Source organism: Microbacterium sp. CFBP 8794 (assembly GCF_014841235.1).
In the GTDB taxonomy this organism is placed as follows: Bacteria; Actinomycetota; Actinomycetes; order Actinomycetales; family Microbacteriaceae; genus Microbacterium.
In genome coordinates this window covers 212,246-231,192 of record NZ_JACYTT010000003.1, presented here as the reverse complement: position 1 = coordinate 231,192, position 18,947 = coordinate 212,246, and the positions used below count along the sequence as shown (strand labels likewise).

Genomic DNA, 18,947 nt, shown 5'->3' with positions numbered 1-18,947 from the left:
CGCCGGATCACACGACCGCCACGGCTCCGTCGGGTTCCGGTTCGATGCCGACCGCGAGGCCGTTGGGTGAACTGGCCTCGTTCATCATGTCGTCGATCCAGCGCCGATTCAGCTGGGGGGCTCGGCTGCCGTAGAAGTGGAAGACCAGCGGGATCGAGGGGTGGATCCACAGACTCCGCGTACCACTGCCGTCGCCGTGGGCGTAATGGAACATGAACGGCTCCGCGCGACGCAGTTTGTTCATGAACACCAGTCGCAGATGCGACAGGGTCCGGTCTTCGATGTCGAACGAGTGCCCGAGCGTGTTGTAAACCAATTTTCCCACCGATACAGCCTATATCGGCACCTCGGTTAGCTAACGCGGCCCCGACCGACGAACGCTCGACTAGAGTCCTGATCGTGGTGAGAACACACCGCCCGAACCGGCCCCGCCGCCGCGTTCCCCGGGCCGTCCTGGCGATCGGCGCGGTCGTCGTGATCGCTGCGCTCATCGCGGTGATCGCCGTCGTGGGAAGTCTCGTCACCACCCTCTTCCAGACTCTGTCGGCTCGACCTCCCGCGGTCGACACGCGCATCGTGGCGCCCGACGAGTCCAAGGCCGCGCAGGCAGCGAGCGCCGCCGCCGGCAGCGCCGACGAGAACGACGCCGCCAGCTGGCTCTCGACCCAACCGACGACCTACTGGCTCACCCCCGAGATCGACCCGATCGACGAGGTCTGGGACCGCGTCGCGCACCTGGCCGCCGAGGCGCGGGATCAGGATGCCGCGCTGTCGATCGCCGTCTACGGTCTGCCCGATCGCGACTGCGGCAACCACTCCGCCGGCGGCCTCGATCCCGACGCCTATCGCGAGTGGACCGCCCGGATCGGCGATGCGCTGGGCAATGCGTCGGACATCCAGAAGATCGTCGTGCTCGAACCCGACAGCATCGCACTGTCTTCTTCCTGCGGCTCGTTCTCCGACCGGGCGTCCTACCTGCGCGGAGCCGTCGACAACATCCGCGGAACGAACACCTGGATCTACATCGACGGCGGCCACTCGGCGTGGCATCCCGTCACCGAGATGGCCGATCTCCTTCGCTCGACGGGCGTGCTCTCCGACGTCCGCGGCGTGGCCCTGAACGTCTCGAACTACCAGGACACCGCCGCGGAGTTCGCCTACGCCCACGCGCTGTCCGAACAGCTCGGCGGCACTCACGCCGTCATCGACACGTCGCGTAACGGCGCGGGACCCGCGGGCGCGGAGTGGTGCAACCCCTCGGGCCGACTGGTGGGCAGCGCGGGGGGATCGTACGGCGACGACGTCGTCGACACGAACCTCTGGATCAAGCCGCCGGGCGAGAGCGACGGCGAATGCAACGGCGGCCCGGTGGCCGGAACCTGGTGGCCCGCTGCGGCCGCCGAACTGGCGCGCGAGCGGGGCTGAGGCCCGTCGCATCCCGCGCAATCGGGCCGGGATGGGCCGAATATGTGCCAGGATTGCGCTCGTCGCTCTGCGACACCGCGGCTCGGGGGAGAACGTGGGCACGCCAGCGTGCGAAGCCGGAAGAGTGGGTGACATGAGCGACAGCACTGAAATGCTGAAGACCGCGGTGATCGTCGAGGACGATCCCGATATCCGACACCTGTTGGTCGAGGTCCTCGAGGCGGCGGGTTTCTCCACCGTCTCCGTCGGCAACGGCATCGACGGCGTCCGTGCGGTGATCGCCTACCAGCCCCTCATCACCACGCTCGATGTCAACATGCCCGGCATCGACGGGTTCGAGGCCGCCCGTCGCATCCGGCAGCAGAGCGATACCTACATCATCATGCTCACCGGCCTCGAAGAAGAGGCCGACGTCGTGCTGGGCCTGGGAGCCGGAGCCGACGAGTACGTCGTGAAGCCGTTCCGCCCTCGCGAACTGCGCGCGCGGATCGAGGCGCTGCTGCGCCGCCCGCGCGGCGGCGGGCCCGCCGTGTCGTCGGCCCCGCGCCAAGACAATGTCGGGCCGTCCTTCCCCACTCCTCGCACCGAGACACCGCCCCCCGTGGCGACCCCGAGCGCTCCCGTCGTGGTGCCCTCCTCGCAGGGCCCCGACCCCCGCTCCGCACCCGCGGGTGCCGAGATCGTCCCGCGCCCCGCCGCGGGCGCGATGGCCACGAACGACCTCACCCCCACCGGCGCCCAGTGGGTGGTCCACCGCGATCTGCAGCTCGACCCCGACAGCCGCCTCGTGCGGGTGGGCGGCGACGAGCTCGAACTCACGCGCACCGAGTTCGACCTGCTCGCGACCCTCATGGAGTCCAAGCGCCGGGTGCGCAGCAAGGCCGACCTGACGCTCGTGCTCCGCGGGGAGTCCTACGTCACCAGCTACTTCGTCGGCGAGGCCGACAAGCGGGCGATCGAGGCCCACATGACGAACCTGCGACGCAAACTCGGTGACAACCCCGCGAACCCGCGATACATCGAGACCGTACGCGGTGTCGGATACCGCCTCACGTCGGAGCTGCTCGCTCCCACCTGATTCGCGCGACCCGCACCGACAGCACGGATGCCTCGACCCTCCCCAGGGCCGAGGCATCCGTCTTTCTGATGCATTCGGGCGATCAGACCGTCGGTCCGTCAGACCTTGAAGCCGTGGTGGCGACGGACGAGCTTGGTGAACATCATGACGGTCTGGAGCACGGTGACCACACCGACGATGGGCCAGCCGATCCAGAGGATCGAGGACTGCACCATCGGTCCGACCATGATCCAGATGACGGCGAGGGCGATGGCGACAGCCACCAGCACGACCAGCGGCGTCCAGTGGCCGAGTCCGCCACCGCGCTCGGCCTTGGCCTGCATGGCCCAGTTGTCGACCTTCTTGCGCGACAGGAATCGGGTCCAGGAGCGCACGAAGTGGCTGATGCGGATCCACATGAAGATCTCCGCCGGGAAGAAGAGGATGGCGAAGAGGATGTCCGAGCGGTCCACCGACTTGATGGTGCGTGCGATGCGCAGGTTCAGCAGCATCGCGATGACGGGCGGGATCAGCCACAGCGGCGAGAAGACGAAGGCGTTGAGGGTCAGCGAGCCGGCGAGCAGCGTGAGGAACGCCACGCGCACGAACAGGTTGGTCAGCATGCCGAAGTTCTCGAACCACCGCAGACGGAGGTTCGGGTGGAACGGCTGCCCCTTGGTGTCGCCGCGCTGGCCGGGCCACATGAGCTCGATGGCGCCGTAGGTCCACTTCACCTGCTGGGCGTCGTAGCCCGACAGCGTCGTCATGCCGCCCACGTCGGCGCGGGCGTAGGGGCTGATCTTCGTCAGGTACCCGGCGCTCTTGATCTGCAGCGAGAGGAGCGAGTCCTCGACCTCGGAGTCCTTCACCCACGGCGTGACCTGGTGATTCTGCTTCATCGCCTCGCGCAGCGCGTTGGTCGAGAAGATCGAGAACTGCCCGCCGAGCACCGCCATGTTTCGACCGCGCAGCATGTTCTGCAGGTTGAACGCGGCGAACTGCGTGCGCTGACCCGCGGTGAGGAATCGCGCCACGAGGCCCTTGATGGGCTTGTCGTCGATCGTGAAGATGGCGGAGATGCCGCCGATGCGCGAGTCGGAGACGGCCTCGGTCTCGAGATACTCGACGGCCTTCGAATCGGCGATCGTGTCGCCGTCCACACCCAGAAGGTAGTCGTATCCCTCGACCAGCGAGTACCCGTAGTTCAGGGCGCCCACCTTCTTGTCGGGGTTCTTGCCGATGTCGTGCACGAACACCTCGGTGAACTGCTCGCCGAGCTCGGTGGTGATCTCGTGCGGGCCGCTGTACTCCGAAGCGATCTTGACGGTCGCGTCCGAGGTGTTGTTCACCACCACGTGGATCACGTCCGGCACGCGCGTCTGCGACAGAAGCGCCTCGATGACGTCCGCGATCGACTCTTCCTCGTTGTACGCGGGAATGACGCACCCGATGGTGGAGCGGTGCACCGTGGTGTTCTCGAGCACGGCGGAGAAGTCGTCGGCGAAGCCGTGGTTCTCCTCGACAGCCCCCGTCGTCAGCTCGCCCGCGGTGTGGGAGAACTCCCGGGAGGGGGAGGAGAAGCTGCGCGCATCGGTCATGACGGTGGTCTTCCTGTGGGAGCGGTGGCGGATCGGCCAAGACCCACTCTGGTAGGTTCGCCGCAAGACGGCCAGGACACACGTCGTTCTTCCCCGCAAGATTTGCTCAAGATTGCGCCGGCCCCCCGAAGGAGGCGAGAGTTCCGTGATCTTCCTCGCCCTCCTCGCCGCGATTCTCGCCGCTGGTCTCGCTCTCGCCACGATCGTCCTCACGCACGGTCGCGCCCGCGACGATCGCGGCGGAGCCCGGGCAGACCTCGTGCGGTACTGCAACCTGTCGGCGGTGTCGGCGCTGCTCTGCGGAGCGATGAACCTGTTCGAGGCGGCCGGCGGCGGAACCACCGCTGCGGCGGCGGGGAACGCCACGAACGTGGTGGCCGTCGGTCTGCTCTGGGCCGGAGCACGGCGCTTGAACGCCCGATCGGCGATCGGTGCGATCAGCGTCGGTGCCGGCGGCATCCTGATGTTCGGACTCACCTTCCTCGTCCCCCTCGACGATGCGACGCTGGTGAAGACCGCCGGCCTCGCGGTGTTCGCCGCGCTCGGAGCCCTCGAGATGGCGCGCCGCCCGCTCGCGGACCTGTCCGGCGCCCGGCTGATGACGTGGACCCTCGGCCTGTACGGCGTCTACAACATCGCCCGGTTGGCCGTGGTGGCGGTCGCCGGCCTCGATCCCCTCCTCGGACGCGGACTCGTCTCGGCCGAGACCACGGCCGCCGTCAGCGCCGTCGCCATCGCGCTGGTCTCGCTCGCGGCCGTGCGCATCGGTCGCCACCTCGACGACGCTCCGATTCCGGGAACACGGGAGCACGATCGCGGATCACTGCGCGCCGCGGCGGCGGCGTTGCTCGCCGACGCCGCGGCGGCCCAGGTCACCGTCATCCGCGTGCCCGAGCTCGACCTCATCCGCACCGCGCACAGTTCCGAGCGCGCCGAGACGATGATGCGACAGCTGCTCGACGCCGCCAACGACGCGATCCCCCGCGCCGCGACCGGCATCCCCGCACGCGACACCGTCTTCGTCGTGGCGCCCGTGGCGTCGGACGGCGACGCGCAAGAGGTCGCCGTCCGACGCGCGTTCGCCTCCCGCATGCCGGGTATCGGGTACGACGACGTCCCCGACCTGGCCTTCCAGCACGTCGTGATCACCGAGGTCGGTGAACTCTCCCACCTGCTCGAGAGTCGCCGTCTCCGTCCTCGCTGAGCCGCTGCGCCTACCCGGCCGCCCGCGGCGGGCGCGCGGGCGGGATCAGCCCTGACTGCCGGACTGCCCCCACCCCGGAGCGCGACCGCTGCCGGGGGCGGGGGTGGAACCCGATGAGGCCGACCCCTGCTCGCTGTCGGCGAAGATCGCGATCGGCAGGTACTGGTACACCGTCTGCTGCCCGAACGACGTCTCGGTGTTGGCCGAGCCCTCGACCGCGACGTTGAGGGCGAACTCGAGCGTGATGCCGTAGGTGTCAGCGGGCAGCTGGCGGATCGAGGTGGTGGGGACCAGCAGGCCGCCCTGGAAGCTGTTGAGCAAGAGGCCGCGGTCGGAACGGAGCGTGTCCGAGGGGACGAGCGTGCGCGGGTCGGCGCTGAACTGGAACGGGCTCGACACCTGACCGCTGGTCTGCGCGGTCTGCGACGTGACCGACAGCGATGAGACGTAGACGCGACGCTTCTGAGCGAGCACGGCCTTCTCGTCGACGCGGTGGTCGACGACGTTGACCGCGAAGCCCAACTGCTTGTCGTTGGTCGGCGTCCACTCCATCGTGCGCTTGGGGTTGACCGCCCACACGTCGAGGCGCACCTCGAGGCCGTCGGCGACCTCGGTCGAGAGCGACACCGAGCCGTCGTACGTGAACTGCGAGTCGAACGGCTTGTCGGCGGACGCCGACGGCGCGGGGGTCGGGACGACGGCCGCCTGGTTGCCCCCCTGCCCCGGGAAGGCACCGATGACGTCGCTGATCTGGCCGCAGCCGGTCAGCGCGACCGGCCCGGCGAAAGCCAGAACGAGGGCGAGGGCGCTCGCGCGCAGGGCGCGACGGCGGAGGGGCGTGCTCACAGGTGTCTCCTGAGGTAACGGCGCAAGGCGCGCAGAGGTCGAGAATCGACCATCACGCTGCGGGATGCAGGCCTCAGGGGGAGTCTGACCGGGCACCGCGCCCCAGAAGGGCACGTGCGGCGAGCAGAGACAGGATGGCGCGCAGAAGACTACACCACTCTCTATACACTCGATCTCATGGCATCCATGAGGAGCGTGCCGCCGGCGGTTCCTCCCGTGAGCGCACAGGACGACGACGGCACCGGACCCAGCAGTTACACACGCTCCGTGTGGCTGTTGCAGCTCGTCCTCGGGGCGAGCGTGGTCATCACGGTACTGCTCGTGCAGGCCCTCGAACCGACCCTGTTCCTCCTGTGGCCGTTCTCGTCGGGCGTCGGTGTGATCATCGCCCTGACGGCCGTCGCGATCGTCGTGCCCTGGCACCGCCTCCCGCGTGCGGCGGTCGCCGCGATCCCCTTCGCCGATATCGTCGGCATCGGGTTGTTGAGCTTCGGGACCGATCTGCGGTTCGGCTTCTTCTGGGTCTTCCCGATCATCTGGATCGCCACCCACTTCAGCCTCGCGTACATGATCTCGGCGCTCGCCACGGTGGGCTTCATCATCGTGGTGGATGCCGCGGTCAACGCGGCGGGACCCGTCACCGCTCTGCGACTCATCGTCGTGCTGCTCTCGCTCACGTTCATCGCCATCACGTCGTTCCTCTCGGCCCGGCAGACGCGGGCGTTCAAGCAACTGCTCAGACGGCAGGCCAGCCGCCTGCAGGGCACCCTGCAGCGCGTGTCGGGGCAGGAGCGCCGCGTCTCGCAGATGCTGAACGGGCTCGACACCGGCATCGCCCGGCTGTCGGCCGACGGCGAGGTGCTGGCGCTGAACGACACCTACGTCGACCTGTACGGCATCGAGCGTGACGAGTCCCAGCGTCCGGGGGGAGCCGTCGAGTACGCCACTCTTCGCGGCGACCCGCTGCCCGAGGCGGAGCGCCCGTTCACCCGCGCGGCACGCGGCGAGCAGTTCGACGACGAACGCACGTGGCTCTTCGACACCCACGGCGAGTGGCACGCGCTGTCGGTGTCGACGCGGCGCCTCATCTCTTCGGACGAACCCGAGAGCACGCTGCTCATCGTGCACGACATCACGGCGCTGATCGAGTCCGAGCGCGCGCGCGAGCGTCTCGCCGCGACCGTCTCGCACGAGCTGCGCAACCCGCTCACCGCCATCATCGGTCACGCCGACCTCGCACTGGACGACCCGGGCCTCACCCCCAAGGTGCGGGACCAGCTCGAGGTGATCGCCGGCGCCGGCGAGCGCATGCAGAAGCTGATCTCCGAGATCCTCGCGAACTCGCGTGGGGTCTTCCGCGAGCAGAACGCCCCCTCGGTCGCCGACGCCACCCGCATCATCGCGTCGTCGTTGGAATCCTTCCGCCCGGCGGCAGCCTCCCGGCGCGTCAGCGTGGTCGACGACCTCCCCGAGACAGCCGCCGTCGTCGGCGACGCCTTCCGGCTGCGTCAGGCGTTCGACAACATCCTCAGCAACGCCATCAAGTACACCCCGGCCGGCGGCTCGATCCTCATCTCGGGCGAACTCACCCCCGACGACGTCATCCTCCGCTTCGCCGACACGGGTATCGGCATCCATCCCTCCGATCTGGCGCGTGTCTTCGACCCGTACTTCCGCGCGCAGTCCGTGCGCGAGAGCTCGACTCCGGGAACCGGGCTCGGCATGGGCATCATCCGCAGCATCATCGAAGACGAGGGCGGCTCCCTCCTCATCGAGAGCGAGCTCGGCACCGGCACCACGGTGACCGTCGTGCTGCCCGCGCACACCCCCGCCGAGTCCTCGTGATCCCCGCCGACGCCCTCTCCAACCTGGGTCTCGCCCAGGCCACCGTCGCCACGGTGGGCACCGTGATGCTCATCGGGTTGGGCTTCCTGCACCGCCCCTCGCGGTCGGCGTTGCTCTGGTCGCTGGCGTTCGTGCTGGCGATGACGAGCACCTGGGTCTCGGTCGCCGGATCGATCGTCGAAGACGAAGCGATCCGGCGCGCGGGGCTCGGACTCATGCTCGGCGCCCCCGCGCTGGTCTGGTCTGGCTTCCGAGCCCGACGCGGCGTGCGTGCCCTGCCCTGGGTCGGCGCCGCGCAGGCGGTCGCGACGGCCGCCGTATTCGTGGTGGTCCCCGATCTCTCGGCCTACGGCTTCGCCTTCCGTGTCGCGTTCCTCGGCGCCGCCGTCTTCGCGGGCCTGACGAACCTCGAGCTGCTCCGGGCGGCCGATCGGCTCGAACGCCTCGCCCTTCCTCTGGCCATCGTCTCGGCGACGTTCGTGGCGCTCGGGGCGGCGGTGATGGTCGCGGGCGTCGCCGCCCCCGCCGAGATGGGCGACCTCACGCTCCCCCGCGTCCTCAACGGTCTCGCCATGCTGGTGTACCTCGTCTGCGCGACGGTGTCCCTGCTGTACTTCACCTCGGTCTCCCCCACGGGGACCCGTTCCGTCTCGTCGTGGCCCCACTTCGTCGCCACGGCATCCGATCGCCTCGCTCGCGCACGGCGCGCTCGTGAGCAGTCGTGGGCGGTTCTCACCGTTCGTCTCGACGACCCCGCTCAGTTGCGCAGCGCCGCGGGCGAGAGCAGCTGGGGCCGGCTCGTCACGGAGTTCGAGGGGATCGTCGCCGACTCCTTCCCCGCAGAAGCCGACCTCGGCCGCGAGACACGGGGACGGGTCGTGGTGGTCCTCGCCCGCCCGGACACCGTCCTGCGCGAGCACGTCAGGGACACCCTCCGCCGCATCACCGAGGTGGACGTCTCGGGCCATATCGACGTCCAGCTCTCCGCGAGCGTGGGATGGGTCCCCGCCGAGGCGGCCGACTTCGACCTCCGCGCTCTCATCGCCGCGGCCGACGATGCCGCCGCCACGGCCACGCGTCAGGGCGGCGACCGCTGGGAGCGCGTGCGCGGCTGATCAGCTCGCGGGTGTGGCCTGGCCGCCCCCGGCGATCGCGACGGTCAGGGTGTCGGTCGCGGTCTGCTTCGCGAACTCGCTCGAGTTCGGGGTGGTCTGGACGAGGAACTCGAAGGTGAACTGAAGGGTGACAAACGTGGAGTCATCGGGGACCTCGCCGACGTTGAAGGTCTGCGAGTAGCTGTACGGGGCGAGCACCAGATACCCCGGCGCATCCGTCTGATCGCTCTGGGCCGTCAGGGGCGCGAACGACTGCGAGGCGTTGCCGGGAACGGCGGTCATGGTCGCGCGCTGCAGGTAGACCTTCTGACCGTCGTCGGGCGTCACGGTGGTCACCATCGAGATGCTGACGGGTTTGAGAGCGGTCGGCGTCCAGCGGTCCATCGACAGCGTGGACCAGTAGTCGACCGTTGCGCCGACTGCTCCCGCGGTCAGCGTCCTCTTGGTGGAGCCGCTCGAGAGATCGTTGCGCACCGGTTGCGGTGCGGCACTGTTCGCGGCCGTGGGAGACGCCGACGACGACGCCTGCGCGCCGCCCTGGGCCCACGGGGGGGCTCCGCACCCGGTCAACGCCACGAGCGTCGCCCCCATCAGGGTCACCCCGATGATCGCCTTGCTTCTGCGCGCTGCGAGCCTCATGTACTCTCCCCTGGATCCTCTGCCCAGTGTAAGACGCCCGCGGCGACCCGGTCGCGCCACCACCGAAGGCCCCGTCTAGGGTGTTCGCGTGATCGACACCCTTCGCCGTCCGGCCGACGTGGCCGCACGCGTCTTCTCGTGGACCGTGGCGCTGCTCCTGGTCACGGGCCTCGGCGGCGCCACGTGGATCGGGGTGCGAGCGGGGCTGGCCGCCGACCACCTTCGCTCCGCGCAGGCGACGGTCGCCGCCGCCACCGCGGTCGACGATCCCTCGGCCGCGATGGCGTCCCTCGCCACGATCGGCGACGACACCGCGGCGGCCGCGGCCCTCACGGGCGATCCGGTCTGGCGGGCAGCCACCCACCTGCCGTGGGTCGGCCCTCAGCTCGCCGCCGTCTCACGCTCCGCGGCGGCCCTGGACGACGTCGCCGCGCACGCCTTCGCCCCGCTGGCCGCGTCGGCGTCCGACCTGAGCCCGGCAGCGCTGACCCCCGTCGACGGCACCATCGACGTCGCGCGGATCGCCGCCGTCGAACCCACCGCAGCCCTCGCGGCGGCGGCACTGCGTCGCGCGGCCGATGACCTGTCCGGAATCGATCGGGCACCCCTTCTCGGCGATCTCGCCCGCACCGTCGAACAGTCGACGGCCCTGCTGATCCGCGCCGCCGACAGCGCCGATGCGCTGCACCGGGCGACCGAGATCGTGCCGACCATGTTCGGCGCCGACGGACCGCGCTCGTACCTGGTGCTCTTCCAGAACAACGCCGAGTGGCGCTCCCTCGGCGGAGTCGTGGGCGCCGTGGCCCAGGTCGACACGGCGGGCGGCCGCATCTCGCTCGTGTCGCAGGCGTCGTCGAGCGACTTCACCGACGTCGCCGAGGCGGGTCCCGTCCTCCCCCTCACCGACGAAGACCGCGCGCTCTTCGACACACGCCCGGCCCGTTTCGTGCAGAACTCGACGCAGATCCCCGATTTCTCCGTCGGCGCGCCCCTGGCGCGCGAGATGTGGCGGCGCCTGCACGGTGTCTCGGTCGACGGGGTGGTAACGCTCGACCCGGTCACGCTGTCGTACCTGCTGCGCGCCACCGGCCCGGTCGCACTGCCCTCGGGCGAGGAATTGACCGCCGACAACGCGGTCTCGCTGCTGCTCGACGAGGTCTACCGCCGCTACGACGATCCCGACGTGCAAGACGCCTTCTTCCAGAGCGCCGCGACGGCGGTGTTCCAGTCGCTCGCCGCAGGGCGCGCCGATCCGACGGCTCTCATCTCGGCGGTGACGCGAGCGGGTGAGGAGCGACGCCTGCTGGTGTGGAACGCGGATGCCGAGACCCAGGCCATTCTCGACGGCACCCCGTTGCAGGGTGCGCTGCCCGCCACCGACGCGACGCGCAGCATGTTCGGGGTGTACCTGAACGACGGCACGGGCTCGAAGATGGACTACTACCTGCGCCCCGAGGTCGAGACGGCCTGGTGCGGCCCCGACCGCGCGTCGCTGCACGTCGAGCTGCGCAGCGACGCACCCGACCCCGCGTCGCTCCCGGCCTACGTCACCGGAGGCGGCGAGTACGGCGTACCCGTCGGCGACGCCCTGACGGGGGTCTACGTCTACCTCCCCGAGGGGGCGCGGCTCCTCGATCGTCAGACCGGCGGCGACACCGCCGCCGCTCCCGGTTTCGCCGGGGGGACCGCGCACGGGCGGGAGGTCGTGAAGTGGGCGGTGACCCTCTCACCCGGGCAGCGCGCGCAGCTGGATCTCGAGGTGCAGCTCCCCCGTACCGCCGAGCTCGGCGCTCACGCGACCCCGACGCGCGATCCGTCGGAGATCCCGCGCGGGGGCGAGTGCCGTTTCCCGCGAGGCTGAGTCCGCCCGACGCCCGGGTGAAGTCGGGCACGGCGAGACGTGAAACCTGGCGCAGCGCGGGGGTTCGCGCGCGACGGTTCCCCGAGACTCTGACGAGGAGTCGCCTTCCCTCATCTCAGGGGAGCGAGCACCACTTCGAACTCAGCACACCGGCTCGACTACGCCAAGCAGATGGGGCACATCATGAAGACCACGATCATCCGGGCCGTCGCCGCCCTCTCACTCGCCGCGGCCGCTTTGATGGCGCCGACGGCCGCCAACGCGTACACCGACCCCGCCGCCGTCTCGGTGTCGCCGTCGACGGTCGTCCCGGGCGGCTCCGCGACGTTCACCACCTCGACGGCCCCCTTCCAGACCGACGAGCAGGTGGCGATCTCGATCACGGGAGCCAACGCGAGCGCCGTCACGCTCGGGTCGGTCGCGGTGCAGACGAACAACTCACTGAGCACGACCGCCGCGTTCGGAAAGCTCAATGTCGCGATCAAGCTCCCCTCGAACGCGACGGGCACGTACTACTTCACCTTCACCGGCCTCTCGAGCAAGGTCGTGCTGCACTCGAGCGTCGTCGTCACCGCGCCCACCTCCGACAACACCTCGAAGGGCGGGCTCGCCGTCACGGGCTTCGACGCGAACAGCACCACGGGCTTCTGGATCGCCGGAGCAGCGCTGGTCGCTGCCGGTGGCGCCGTCGCCATGGGCGCCGCGGTACGCCGTCGCCGTCAGGCGGCCTCCGCCTGAGTCACCGCCGCGAACGCGGAGGGGGCCGTCTTCGGGCGGCCCCCTTCAGCGTTGTCCGTCCGTGTGGGCCTCGAGGCTCGCCGGACGGGAGTTCGTCACCTCGGCGGTGATGAGGATCGGCAGGTGGTCGCTCAGGCCCTGCGGCAGCGTCTTGATGTGCGCGATGTCGAAGCCGATCGACGTCGCGAAGTCGTAGTGCCCACGGAAGAAGCGGTACCGGGTGTACGTGCGGGTATCGCTGAGGGTCAGTTCATACCCCTGGTCGCGCACCTTCTGCCCCAGGTTCTCTTTGAAGACCGGGTAGTTGTAGTCCCCCACCATGAGGGCGGGAAGCCCCGGTCCGAGGTTCTGCAGCTCGGTGAGAGCGGTGCGGATCTGGTGGCGCCGCAACGAGTTCAGCGCCGTCAGTGGAGCCGCGTGGAACGAGGCCACGATGATGTCGCGACCGCTGTCGATGTCGCGCAGTCGCACGCCCAGCATGCGCTCCTCGGCGGGTTTCAGAACGTAGTCGTGCAGGGACTTCTTCAGGCTGATGGCCCGGACGTCCTCGGCGCGGTAGGCGTTCTCGCGGTAGTACAGCGCGAGCCCGAGCCTGTTGCGCTGCGTCGCGTCGGCGAGCCGAAGCCCACCGATGCGCTCCGGGATGTCTGTGCTGTCGCACTCTTGCAGGCACAGCACGTCGACCTCGTGCTTCTCGACGAGAGCGACGAGTTCACCGGCGGCCCGGTGCTTGTTGAGGTTGTACGAGATGACCTTCATGGCGATCACAGCATACGACCGAGCGATCTGCACGAGCGGTGGGGTTGCACCCGTTCCGCCCGAGGGGATCAGGATGCCGCGTCACTCGTCGTCGCGCCGCCGACGGGTCTGCTCCGCGCGGGCGGCGAGCAGGTCGTCGGCCGGGTATCCGACCTCGGCCAGCACCAATCCTCGGGCCGCCAGCACCTTCGTCTCCGGGATGCGCATCCTCGCGTCACGGATGGCGACGACATCGTCGACCTCGATACGCCCCTCGCCCACCGCCACGCACGCACCGACCAACGCGCGCACCATGCTGTGGCAGAACGCGTCGGCGCGAACGTTCGCCACGAGCACGCCGTCGTCGGCACGGCGCCAGTCGTACTCCAGCAACGTGCGGATCGTCGTCGCCTCTTCTCGCGCTTTGCAGTACGCCGCGAAGTCGTGCAGGCCGATCAACCGCTGCGCCGCGGCATCCATCGCCGCGAGGTCGAGGGTGCTGCGCACCGCGGTCGTGCGCAGGCGATCGAGGGGGTCGTAGCCCGTCGTGGCGTCGGCGAGGCGGTACGAGTAGCGCCTCCAGACCGCCGAGAATCGCGCGTCGAAGCCCTCAGGAGCCACGGTCGTCGAGCGCACCGTCACGTCGGCATACGAGCCCAGAACGCCGCGCAGACGGCCCGCCAGGGCCGTCACGGCATCCGCTTCGTCGTTGTCACGCCGCCGGCGCGGAAGGCGCGCAATCTGCCCCGCGTCGAGGTCGATGTGCGCGACCTGCCCCGAGGCGTGCACGCCCGCGTCGGTGCGGCCGGCGACGACGAGGCGCGGGTCTCCGCCGAGGATGCGCTCGAGCGCCTCTTCGATCTCGCCCTGCACCGTCCGCAGACCCGGCTGACGCGCCCATCCGCGGAAATTCGTTCCGTCATAGGCGATGTCGAGACGAATGCGCACCCGATCAGCCTACGCGGGGTGATCTCCCACCCCTCCCCCGCGCACCCTGCCGAAGGACCCCGGCGAAACGACGATGCCCCCACCCGGAAGGGTGGGGGCATCGTACCGAGAGGGAGAACTCAGGCCTTGGTGTCGTCCTGGACGGCGTCCTCGGCTGCGGCCTCGGCCGCTGCGCCCTCTTCGTGCGACTCGGCGCCGGCGTCGGCGGCCTCATCGGTGGTGGATTCTTCGGCGGGGGCCTCGTCAGCGACGGGCTCCTCGGCGACCGGGGCTGCGGCGGCGGGAGCCGCGGCGGCCTTGTTCGACGCCTTCTTCGCGACGGGCTCGAGGACGAGCTCGATCACGGCCATGGGGGCGTTGTCGCCCTTGCGGTTTCCGACCTTCGTGATGCGGGTGTAGCCACCCTCACGGTCGGCGACCAGCGGCGCGATCTCGGTGAAGAGGGTGTGCACGACACCCTTGTCACCGATCACGGACAGCACGCGACGACGAGCGTGCAGGTCGCCGCGCTTGGCGAAGGTGATCAGTCGCTCGGCGAGCGGACGAAGACGCTTGGCCTTGGTCTCGGTCGTCTTGATCGACTTGTGCGTGTACAGCGCTGCGGCGAGGTTCGCGAGAAGCAGACGCTCGTGGGCCGGGCCGCCTCCGAGGCGGGGACCCTTCGTGGGCTTAGGCATGTCGTATTACTCCAGTAGAAGGTTCGGTCGGGTCCGACAGGGTCAGACGGTTTCTTCGTCGTAGCCGCTGTAGAACTGGGCGCCGTCGAAACCGGGCACCGAGTCCTTGAGCGACAGTCCGAGCGAGGTGAGCTTGTCGCGCACCTCGTCGACCGACTTCTGACCGAAGTTGCGGATGTTCATCAGCTGCGTCTCCGAAAGGGCGACCAGCTCCGAAACGGTGTTGATGCCCTCACGCTTGAGGCAGTTGTACGAGCGCACCGACAGATCGAGGTCCTCGATCGGCATCGACAGCTCGTTCGAGAGAACGGTCTCGACGGGGGCGGGTCCGATCTCGATACCCTCGGCCTCGACGTTCAGCTCGCGGGCGAGACCGAACAGCTCGGTGAGGGTGCGACCGGCAGACGCCACGGCGTCGCGCGGCGCGATGGACGCCTTCGACTCGACGTCGAGGACGAGCTTGTCGAAGTCGGTACGCTCTCCGGCGCGCGTGGCGTCGACGCGGTAGCTGACCTTGAGCACCGGCGAGTAGATCGAGTCGATCGGGATCTGACCGGCCTCGGCGTACTCGTTGCGGTTCTGCGTAGCCGAGACGTAGCCGCGGCCGCGCTCGATGGTGAGCTCGAGCTCGAACTTGGCCGTGTCGTTCAACGTGGCGATGACCAGCTCGGGGTTGTGCACCTCGACACCCGCCGGGGCGGAGATGTCGGCGGCGGTGACCTCGCCCGAACCCGTCTTGCGCAGGTACGCCGTGATGGGCTCGTCGCGCTCGCTCGAAACGACGAGCTGCTTGATGTTCAGGATGATCTCGGTGACGTCTTCCTTCACGCCCGGGATGGTGCTGAACTCGTGCAGAACGCCGTCGATGCGGATGCTCGTGACGGCCGCGCCGGGGATCGACGACAGAAGGCTGCGACGCAGCGCGTTGCCGATCGTGTAACCGAAACCGGGCTCCAGCGGCTCGATGATGAAACGGCTGCGGAACTCCCCGATCTTCTCCTCGGTCAGAGTGGGACGCTGTGCGATGAGCACTATGTGTTCCTTTCGATCACGTGCCCGCTATATGACACGTGTAATGGGGTGAGGTGTTGAGTTGTACTCGCGGGATGCCGAGTCACCTGAGCGATGCGCCGAGGGTGAGCCGTGGCATCCGGAAGTCTGAGTCGCGCGTAAGCGCGGCGTTCCCGGGGAGCGACGAGCACTCCCCGGGAACGGACGCGTCAGACGCGGCGGCGCTTGGGCGGACGGCAGCCGTTGTGAGCCTGGGGCGTCACGTCCTGGATCGAGCCGACCTCGAGGCCGGCAGCCGTGAGCGAACGGATCGCGGTCTCACGACCCGAACCCGGTCCCTTCACGAAGACGTCGACCTTCTTGACGCCGTGCTCCTGCGCCTGGCGAGCGGCCGACTCCGCGGCCATGCCGGCGGCGTACGGCGTCGACTTGCGCGAGCCCTTGAACCCGACACCGCCGGACGAAGCCCAGCTGATGACGGCACCCGAGGGGTCGGTGATCGAAACGATGGTGTTGTTGAACGTCGACTTGATGTGGGCCTGACCCACGGCGATGTTCTTCTTCTCCTTGCGGCGCGGCTTGCGCGCTGCGGACTTGGCCTGTGCCATGTGCGGTTCTCCTGAATCCTGCGCCGGCGGAGGCCTAGCGCGCCTTCTTCTTGCCGGCGACGGTGCGCTTGGGTCCCTTGCGGGTACGAGCGTTCGTCTTCGTACGCTGACCGCGCACCGGGAGGCCGCGGCGGTGGCGGATGCCCTCGTAGGAACCGATCTCGACCTTGCGGCGGATGTCGGCGGCGACCTCGCGACGGAGGTCACCCTCCACCTTGTAGGTGCCTTCGATGTAGTCGCGAAGCGCGACCAACTGGTCGTCGGTGAGGTCCTTCACGCGGATGTCGTGGCTGATATCCGTTGCCGTGAGAATCTCGACGGAGCGGGTGCGACCCACGCCGTAGATGTAAGTAAGTGCGATCACCACGCGCTTGTCGCGCGGGATGTCGACGCCGGCGAGACGTGCCATGCGGCTCTCCTCAGAGTGTCGTGGAGGTGTGAAGCAGGATCGGTGCTCGGGCCTCCGCCCCGAGGTGTCCCCCGCCCGCTGACGCGGGCGAGATCTGATCCTGCCGGTGTGTATTCAGTTGAAAAGTGTCGAGCTCTGAGCGAACTCAGCCCTGGCGCTGCTTGTGACGCGGGTTGCTCTTGCAGATCACCATCACGCGCCCGTGACGACGGATCACCTTGCAGTGATCGCAGATGGGCTTGACGGAGGGATTGACCTTCATGATGTTCCTGTTTCGCTGTCTTCGATCCGCGGATGCGGATCGTTACTTCTCAGCCGGGCTCAGCGGTAGCGGTAGACGATACGACCACGAGTGAGGTCGTACGGGCTCAGCTCGACGACGACGCGGTCCTCGGGGATGATACGGATGTAGTTCTGTCGCATCTTGCCCGAGATCGTCGCGAGCACTTTGTGCCCGTTCGTCAACTCGACACGGAACATCGCGTTGGGCAGTGCTTCGGACACCGTGCCCTCGATCTCGATGACACCGTCTTTCTTCGCCATATACTCGCTCACGCTCTGGACAGACCGGCTGGTCTGCGGTGGATGGGGATTCGGTGCTTCGACACGCCAATGAAGGCGCAACGCACCAAAGATCAAGCATACGTGGTATCACGAGACCCGGCAACTCGCCGGGGCCGCGATCACCCGTTGAGGCGCGCGACGATGTCCTTCTGCGGATCGCCCGACAGATCGGTCTGGTTGGTCAGCACCGTGCCGTCGACCGCGATGGTCGGGGTCGAGATTCCCGCCGCGCCCTGCTGAAGGGGCGTCTCGCGCGTCATCGCGGTGACGAACTTCGTATACGTGCCATCCGAGATGCAGGAGGCCACGGCATCCGAGGCTCCGGCCGTCGTCGCGATCGAGGCAAGGGTGGCGTCGTCGAGACCGGCCGTTCCCTCCGAGGGCTGCTGCGCGTACAGGGCCTTCACGAAGGCCGGCACGTTCGCGGCGTCGTCGACGGCTACGCAGTACGCGGCCGACGCCGCTCGAGTGGAGTACTGCGTTCCCTGCGACTGCCTGTCGAGGATCGAGATCGGGTGGATGTTCAGCGTGATCTCACCGCTCTGCACGAGCTGGTCGAGCGTGGGCCCGTAGCTCTGCTCGAACTGGTTGCAGATGGGGCACATGAAGTCGACGTAGGTGTCGACCGTCTTGGGACCCGAGCCGACGGCGATGGCGCCCGTGTCGGTGTTGACCGCCGACGCCTGCGGCAGGGTGCCGGCCGAGGTCGCCTGGCTGTTGGCGAACCACACCACCCCGCCCACGATCAGCACGACCACGAGCGCGGCGGCGGTGACGCCGATCGCGAACCAGTTCGTGGACTTGCGTGCAGCCGCCATCATCATCAATCGATCTCCTTCGGCACCACACCGAACGGCGCCAGTTTTTCGGCACCGCCGTCGTGCGCGGTGAGAACCCAGATGCCCCCATCATGCACGGCGACACTATGTTCCCAGTGGGAGCCGGCCGTGCCGTCGACGGTCGAGACGGTCCACCCGTCGTCTTCGGTGAAGGTCTGCTGGTCGCCGATGACGACCATGGGCTCGATCGCCACCGCGAGACCGGGGCGCACCTCGGGTCCGCGATCCGCCACGGCGTAGTTGAAGATGCTCGGCGACTCGTGCATCTTGCGTCCGATGCCGTGCCCGACGTAGTCGCGCAGAATGCCGTACCCGCCCTCGGGGGCATTGTCGGCGATGTACTGCTCGATCGCCGCACCCACCTCGCCGAGGTGGGTGGCCCGACTGAGCGCCGCGATCCCGGCCCACAGCGACCCCTCGGTCACCTCGGACAGCCGGCGACGCGGTGAGACGACCTCTTCGGGGGCATCCCCGGGCACGATGACGGTGAACGCCGAGTCGCCGTTCCACCCGCGGAACTGCGCTCCGGCATCGATCGAGAGGATGTCGCCCGCCTGCAGCGGCCGGTCGTTCGGGATGCCGTGCACGACCTCCTGGTTCACCGAGGCGCAGATCGTGTGACGGTAGCCGCGCACCATCTGGAAGTTCGATTCCGCTCCGCGCGATGTGATCACGCGCGATGCCTCGGCGTCGAGCTCGAGGGTCGTCACCCCGGGCGCGACCCGTGCGCGCACGGCATCCAGAGCGTCAGCCGTGATGAGACCCGGCTCGATCATCGACCGCAGCTGGGCGGGCTTCTTGTAGATGGAGGAACGCAGCGCCACG

The 18,947-nt window shown here is 68.8% G+C and carries 21 protein-coding genes; 7 read left to right on the top strand and 14 right to left on the bottom strand.

Translation table 11 applies throughout. From position 1 onward, the window contains the following. Window positions 1-7 precede the first annotated feature (7 nt). Window positions 8-325 (bottom strand): DUF7882 family protein, encoded by a 318-nt coding sequence (locus tag IFU19_RS08500; RefSeq protein ID WP_055833774.1) that lies wholly within the window; start codon window positions 323-325, stop codon window positions 8-10. A 74-nt stretch (window positions 326-399) separates the two neighbouring features. On the opposite strand from IFU19_RS08500, the gene IFU19_RS08495 reads away from it, so the two are divergent. Further along, a complete protein-coding gene (locus tag IFU19_RS08495; protein ID WP_235560518.1) occupies window positions 400-1,425 on the top strand; it encodes a glycoside hydrolase family 6 protein in 1,026 nt (341 codons plus the stop codon). A 133-nt stretch (window positions 1,426-1,558) separates the two neighbouring features. Then, a complete protein-coding gene (locus tag IFU19_RS08490) occupies window positions 1,559-2,503 on the top strand; it encodes a response regulator transcription factor (RefSeq protein WP_181015995.1) in 945 nt (314 codons plus the stop codon). Between the two features lie 98 nt (window positions 2,504-2,601). Here IFU19_RS08490 and IFU19_RS08485 read toward each other — a convergent pair whose 3' ends face one another. Then, window positions 2,602-4,080, bottom strand: coding sequence for a glycosyltransferase family 2 protein (locus IFU19_RS08485; protein ID WP_055833768.1), 1,479 nt, complete (start codon window positions 4,078-4,080; stop codon window positions 2,602-2,604). Between the two features lie 145 nt (window positions 4,081-4,225). On the opposite strand from IFU19_RS08485, the gene IFU19_RS08480 reads away from it, so the two are divergent. Beyond that, a complete protein-coding gene (locus tag IFU19_RS08480; RefSeq protein ID WP_192013433.1) occupies window positions 4,226-5,284 on the top strand; it encodes a hypothetical protein in 1,059 nt (352 codons plus the stop codon). A gap of 45 nt (window positions 5,285-5,329) precedes the next feature. On the opposite strand, the gene IFU19_RS08475 is transcribed toward IFU19_RS08480, so the two are convergent. Then, window positions 5,330-6,130 (bottom strand): fructose 1,6-bisphosphatase, encoded by an 801-nt coding sequence (locus IFU19_RS08475; protein ID WP_192013432.1) that lies wholly within the window; start codon window positions 6,128-6,130, stop codon window positions 5,330-5,332. A gap of 177 nt (window positions 6,131-6,307) precedes the next feature. On the opposite strand from IFU19_RS08475, the gene IFU19_RS08470 reads away from it, so the two are divergent. Beyond that, window positions 6,308-7,975, top strand: a complete 1,668-nt coding sequence (locus IFU19_RS08470; protein WP_244630658.1) for a sensor histidine kinase — start codon at window positions 6,308-6,310, stop codon at window positions 7,973-7,975. Next, entirely contained in the window at window positions 7,972-9,090 is a 1,119-nt protein-coding gene (locus IFU19_RS08465; RefSeq protein ID WP_192013431.1) for a diguanylate cyclase, read from the top strand. Before IFU19_RS08470 ends, IFU19_RS08465 begins: the two co-directional genes overlap by 4 nt. Here IFU19_RS08465 and IFU19_RS08460 read toward each other — a convergent pair whose 3' ends face one another. Beyond that, window positions 9,091-9,729: a hypothetical protein gene (locus IFU19_RS08460; protein WP_055833754.1), complete on the bottom strand. Its 639-nt coding sequence runs from the start codon at window positions 9,727-9,729 to the stop codon at window positions 9,091-9,093. 88 nt (window positions 9,730-9,817) lie between these two features. On the opposite strand from IFU19_RS08460, the gene IFU19_RS17015 reads away from it, so the two are divergent. Both IFU19_RS17015 and IFU19_RS08450 read left to right on the top strand, forming a co-directional pair. Beyond that, the gene (locus IFU19_RS17015) at window positions 9,818-11,590 is read left to right on the top strand and encodes a DUF4012 domain-containing protein (RefSeq protein ID WP_192013430.1); all 1,773 of its coding nucleotides are present in this window, start codon (window positions 9,818-9,820) and stop codon (window positions 11,588-11,590) included. A gap of 183 nt (window positions 11,591-11,773) precedes the next feature. Beyond that, window positions 11,774-12,328, top strand: coding sequence for a hypothetical protein (locus IFU19_RS08450; protein WP_192013429.1), 555 nt, complete (start codon window positions 11,774-11,776; stop codon window positions 12,326-12,328). A gap of 45 nt (window positions 12,329-12,373) precedes the next feature. Here IFU19_RS08450 and IFU19_RS08445 read toward each other — a convergent pair whose 3' ends face one another. From IFU19_RS08445 to map, 10 genes are all read right to left on the bottom strand, one after another. Continuing rightward, window positions 12,374-13,087: an endonuclease/exonuclease/phosphatase family protein gene (locus tag IFU19_RS08445; RefSeq protein ID WP_192013428.1), complete on the bottom strand. Its 714-nt coding sequence runs from the start codon at window positions 13,085-13,087 to the stop codon at window positions 12,374-12,376. A gap of 81 nt (window positions 13,088-13,168) precedes the next feature. Then, window positions 13,169-14,014: a tRNA pseudouridine(38-40) synthase TruA gene (truA, locus tag IFU19_RS08440; protein WP_192013427.1), complete on the bottom strand. Its 846-nt coding sequence runs from the start codon at window positions 14,012-14,014 to the stop codon at window positions 13,169-13,171. A 119-nt stretch (window positions 14,015-14,133) separates the two neighbouring features. Then, entirely contained in the window at window positions 14,134-14,691 is a 558-nt protein-coding gene (gene rplQ, locus IFU19_RS08435; RefSeq protein ID WP_191926933.1) for a 50S ribosomal protein L17, read from the bottom strand. A 42-nt stretch (window positions 14,692-14,733) separates the two neighbouring features. Continuing rightward, on the bottom strand, window positions 14,734-15,723 hold the full coding sequence (locus IFU19_RS08430; RefSeq protein ID WP_055833740.1) for a DNA-directed RNA polymerase subunit alpha: 990 nt from the start codon (window positions 15,721-15,723) through the stop codon (window positions 14,734-14,736). 188 nt (window positions 15,724-15,911) lie between these two features. Next, entirely contained in the window at window positions 15,912-16,310 is a 399-nt protein-coding gene (gene rpsK / locus IFU19_RS08425) for a 30S ribosomal protein S11 (protein ID WP_013583990.1), read from the bottom strand. 34 nt (window positions 16,311-16,344) lie between these two features. After that, window positions 16,345-16,719, bottom strand: coding sequence for a 30S ribosomal protein S13 (gene rpsM / locus IFU19_RS08420; protein WP_055833737.1), 375 nt, complete (start codon window positions 16,717-16,719; stop codon window positions 16,345-16,347). Between the two features lie 145 nt (window positions 16,720-16,864). Beyond that, entirely contained in the window at window positions 16,865-16,981 is a 117-nt protein-coding gene (gene rpmJ, locus IFU19_RS08415; RefSeq protein WP_005050492.1) for a 50S ribosomal protein L36, read from the bottom strand. Between the two features lie 59 nt (window positions 16,982-17,040). Beyond that, window positions 17,041-17,262, bottom strand: a complete 222-nt coding sequence (infA, locus tag IFU19_RS08410; protein WP_013583992.1) for a translation initiation factor IF-1 — start codon at window positions 17,260-17,262, stop codon at window positions 17,041-17,043. A 140-nt stretch (window positions 17,263-17,402) separates the two neighbouring features. Then, window positions 17,403-18,107 (bottom strand): DsbA family protein, encoded by a 705-nt coding sequence (locus IFU19_RS08405; RefSeq protein ID WP_156458705.1) that lies wholly within the window; start codon window positions 18,105-18,107, stop codon window positions 17,403-17,405. Continuing rightward, the gene (gene map / locus IFU19_RS08400; protein ID WP_082509262.1) at window positions 18,107-18,946 is read right to left on the bottom strand and encodes a type I methionyl aminopeptidase; all 840 of its coding nucleotides are present in this window, start codon (window positions 18,944-18,946) and stop codon (window positions 18,107-18,109) included. Before map ends, IFU19_RS08405 begins: the two co-directional genes overlap by 1 nt. Window position 18,947: the final 1 nt, after the last annotated feature.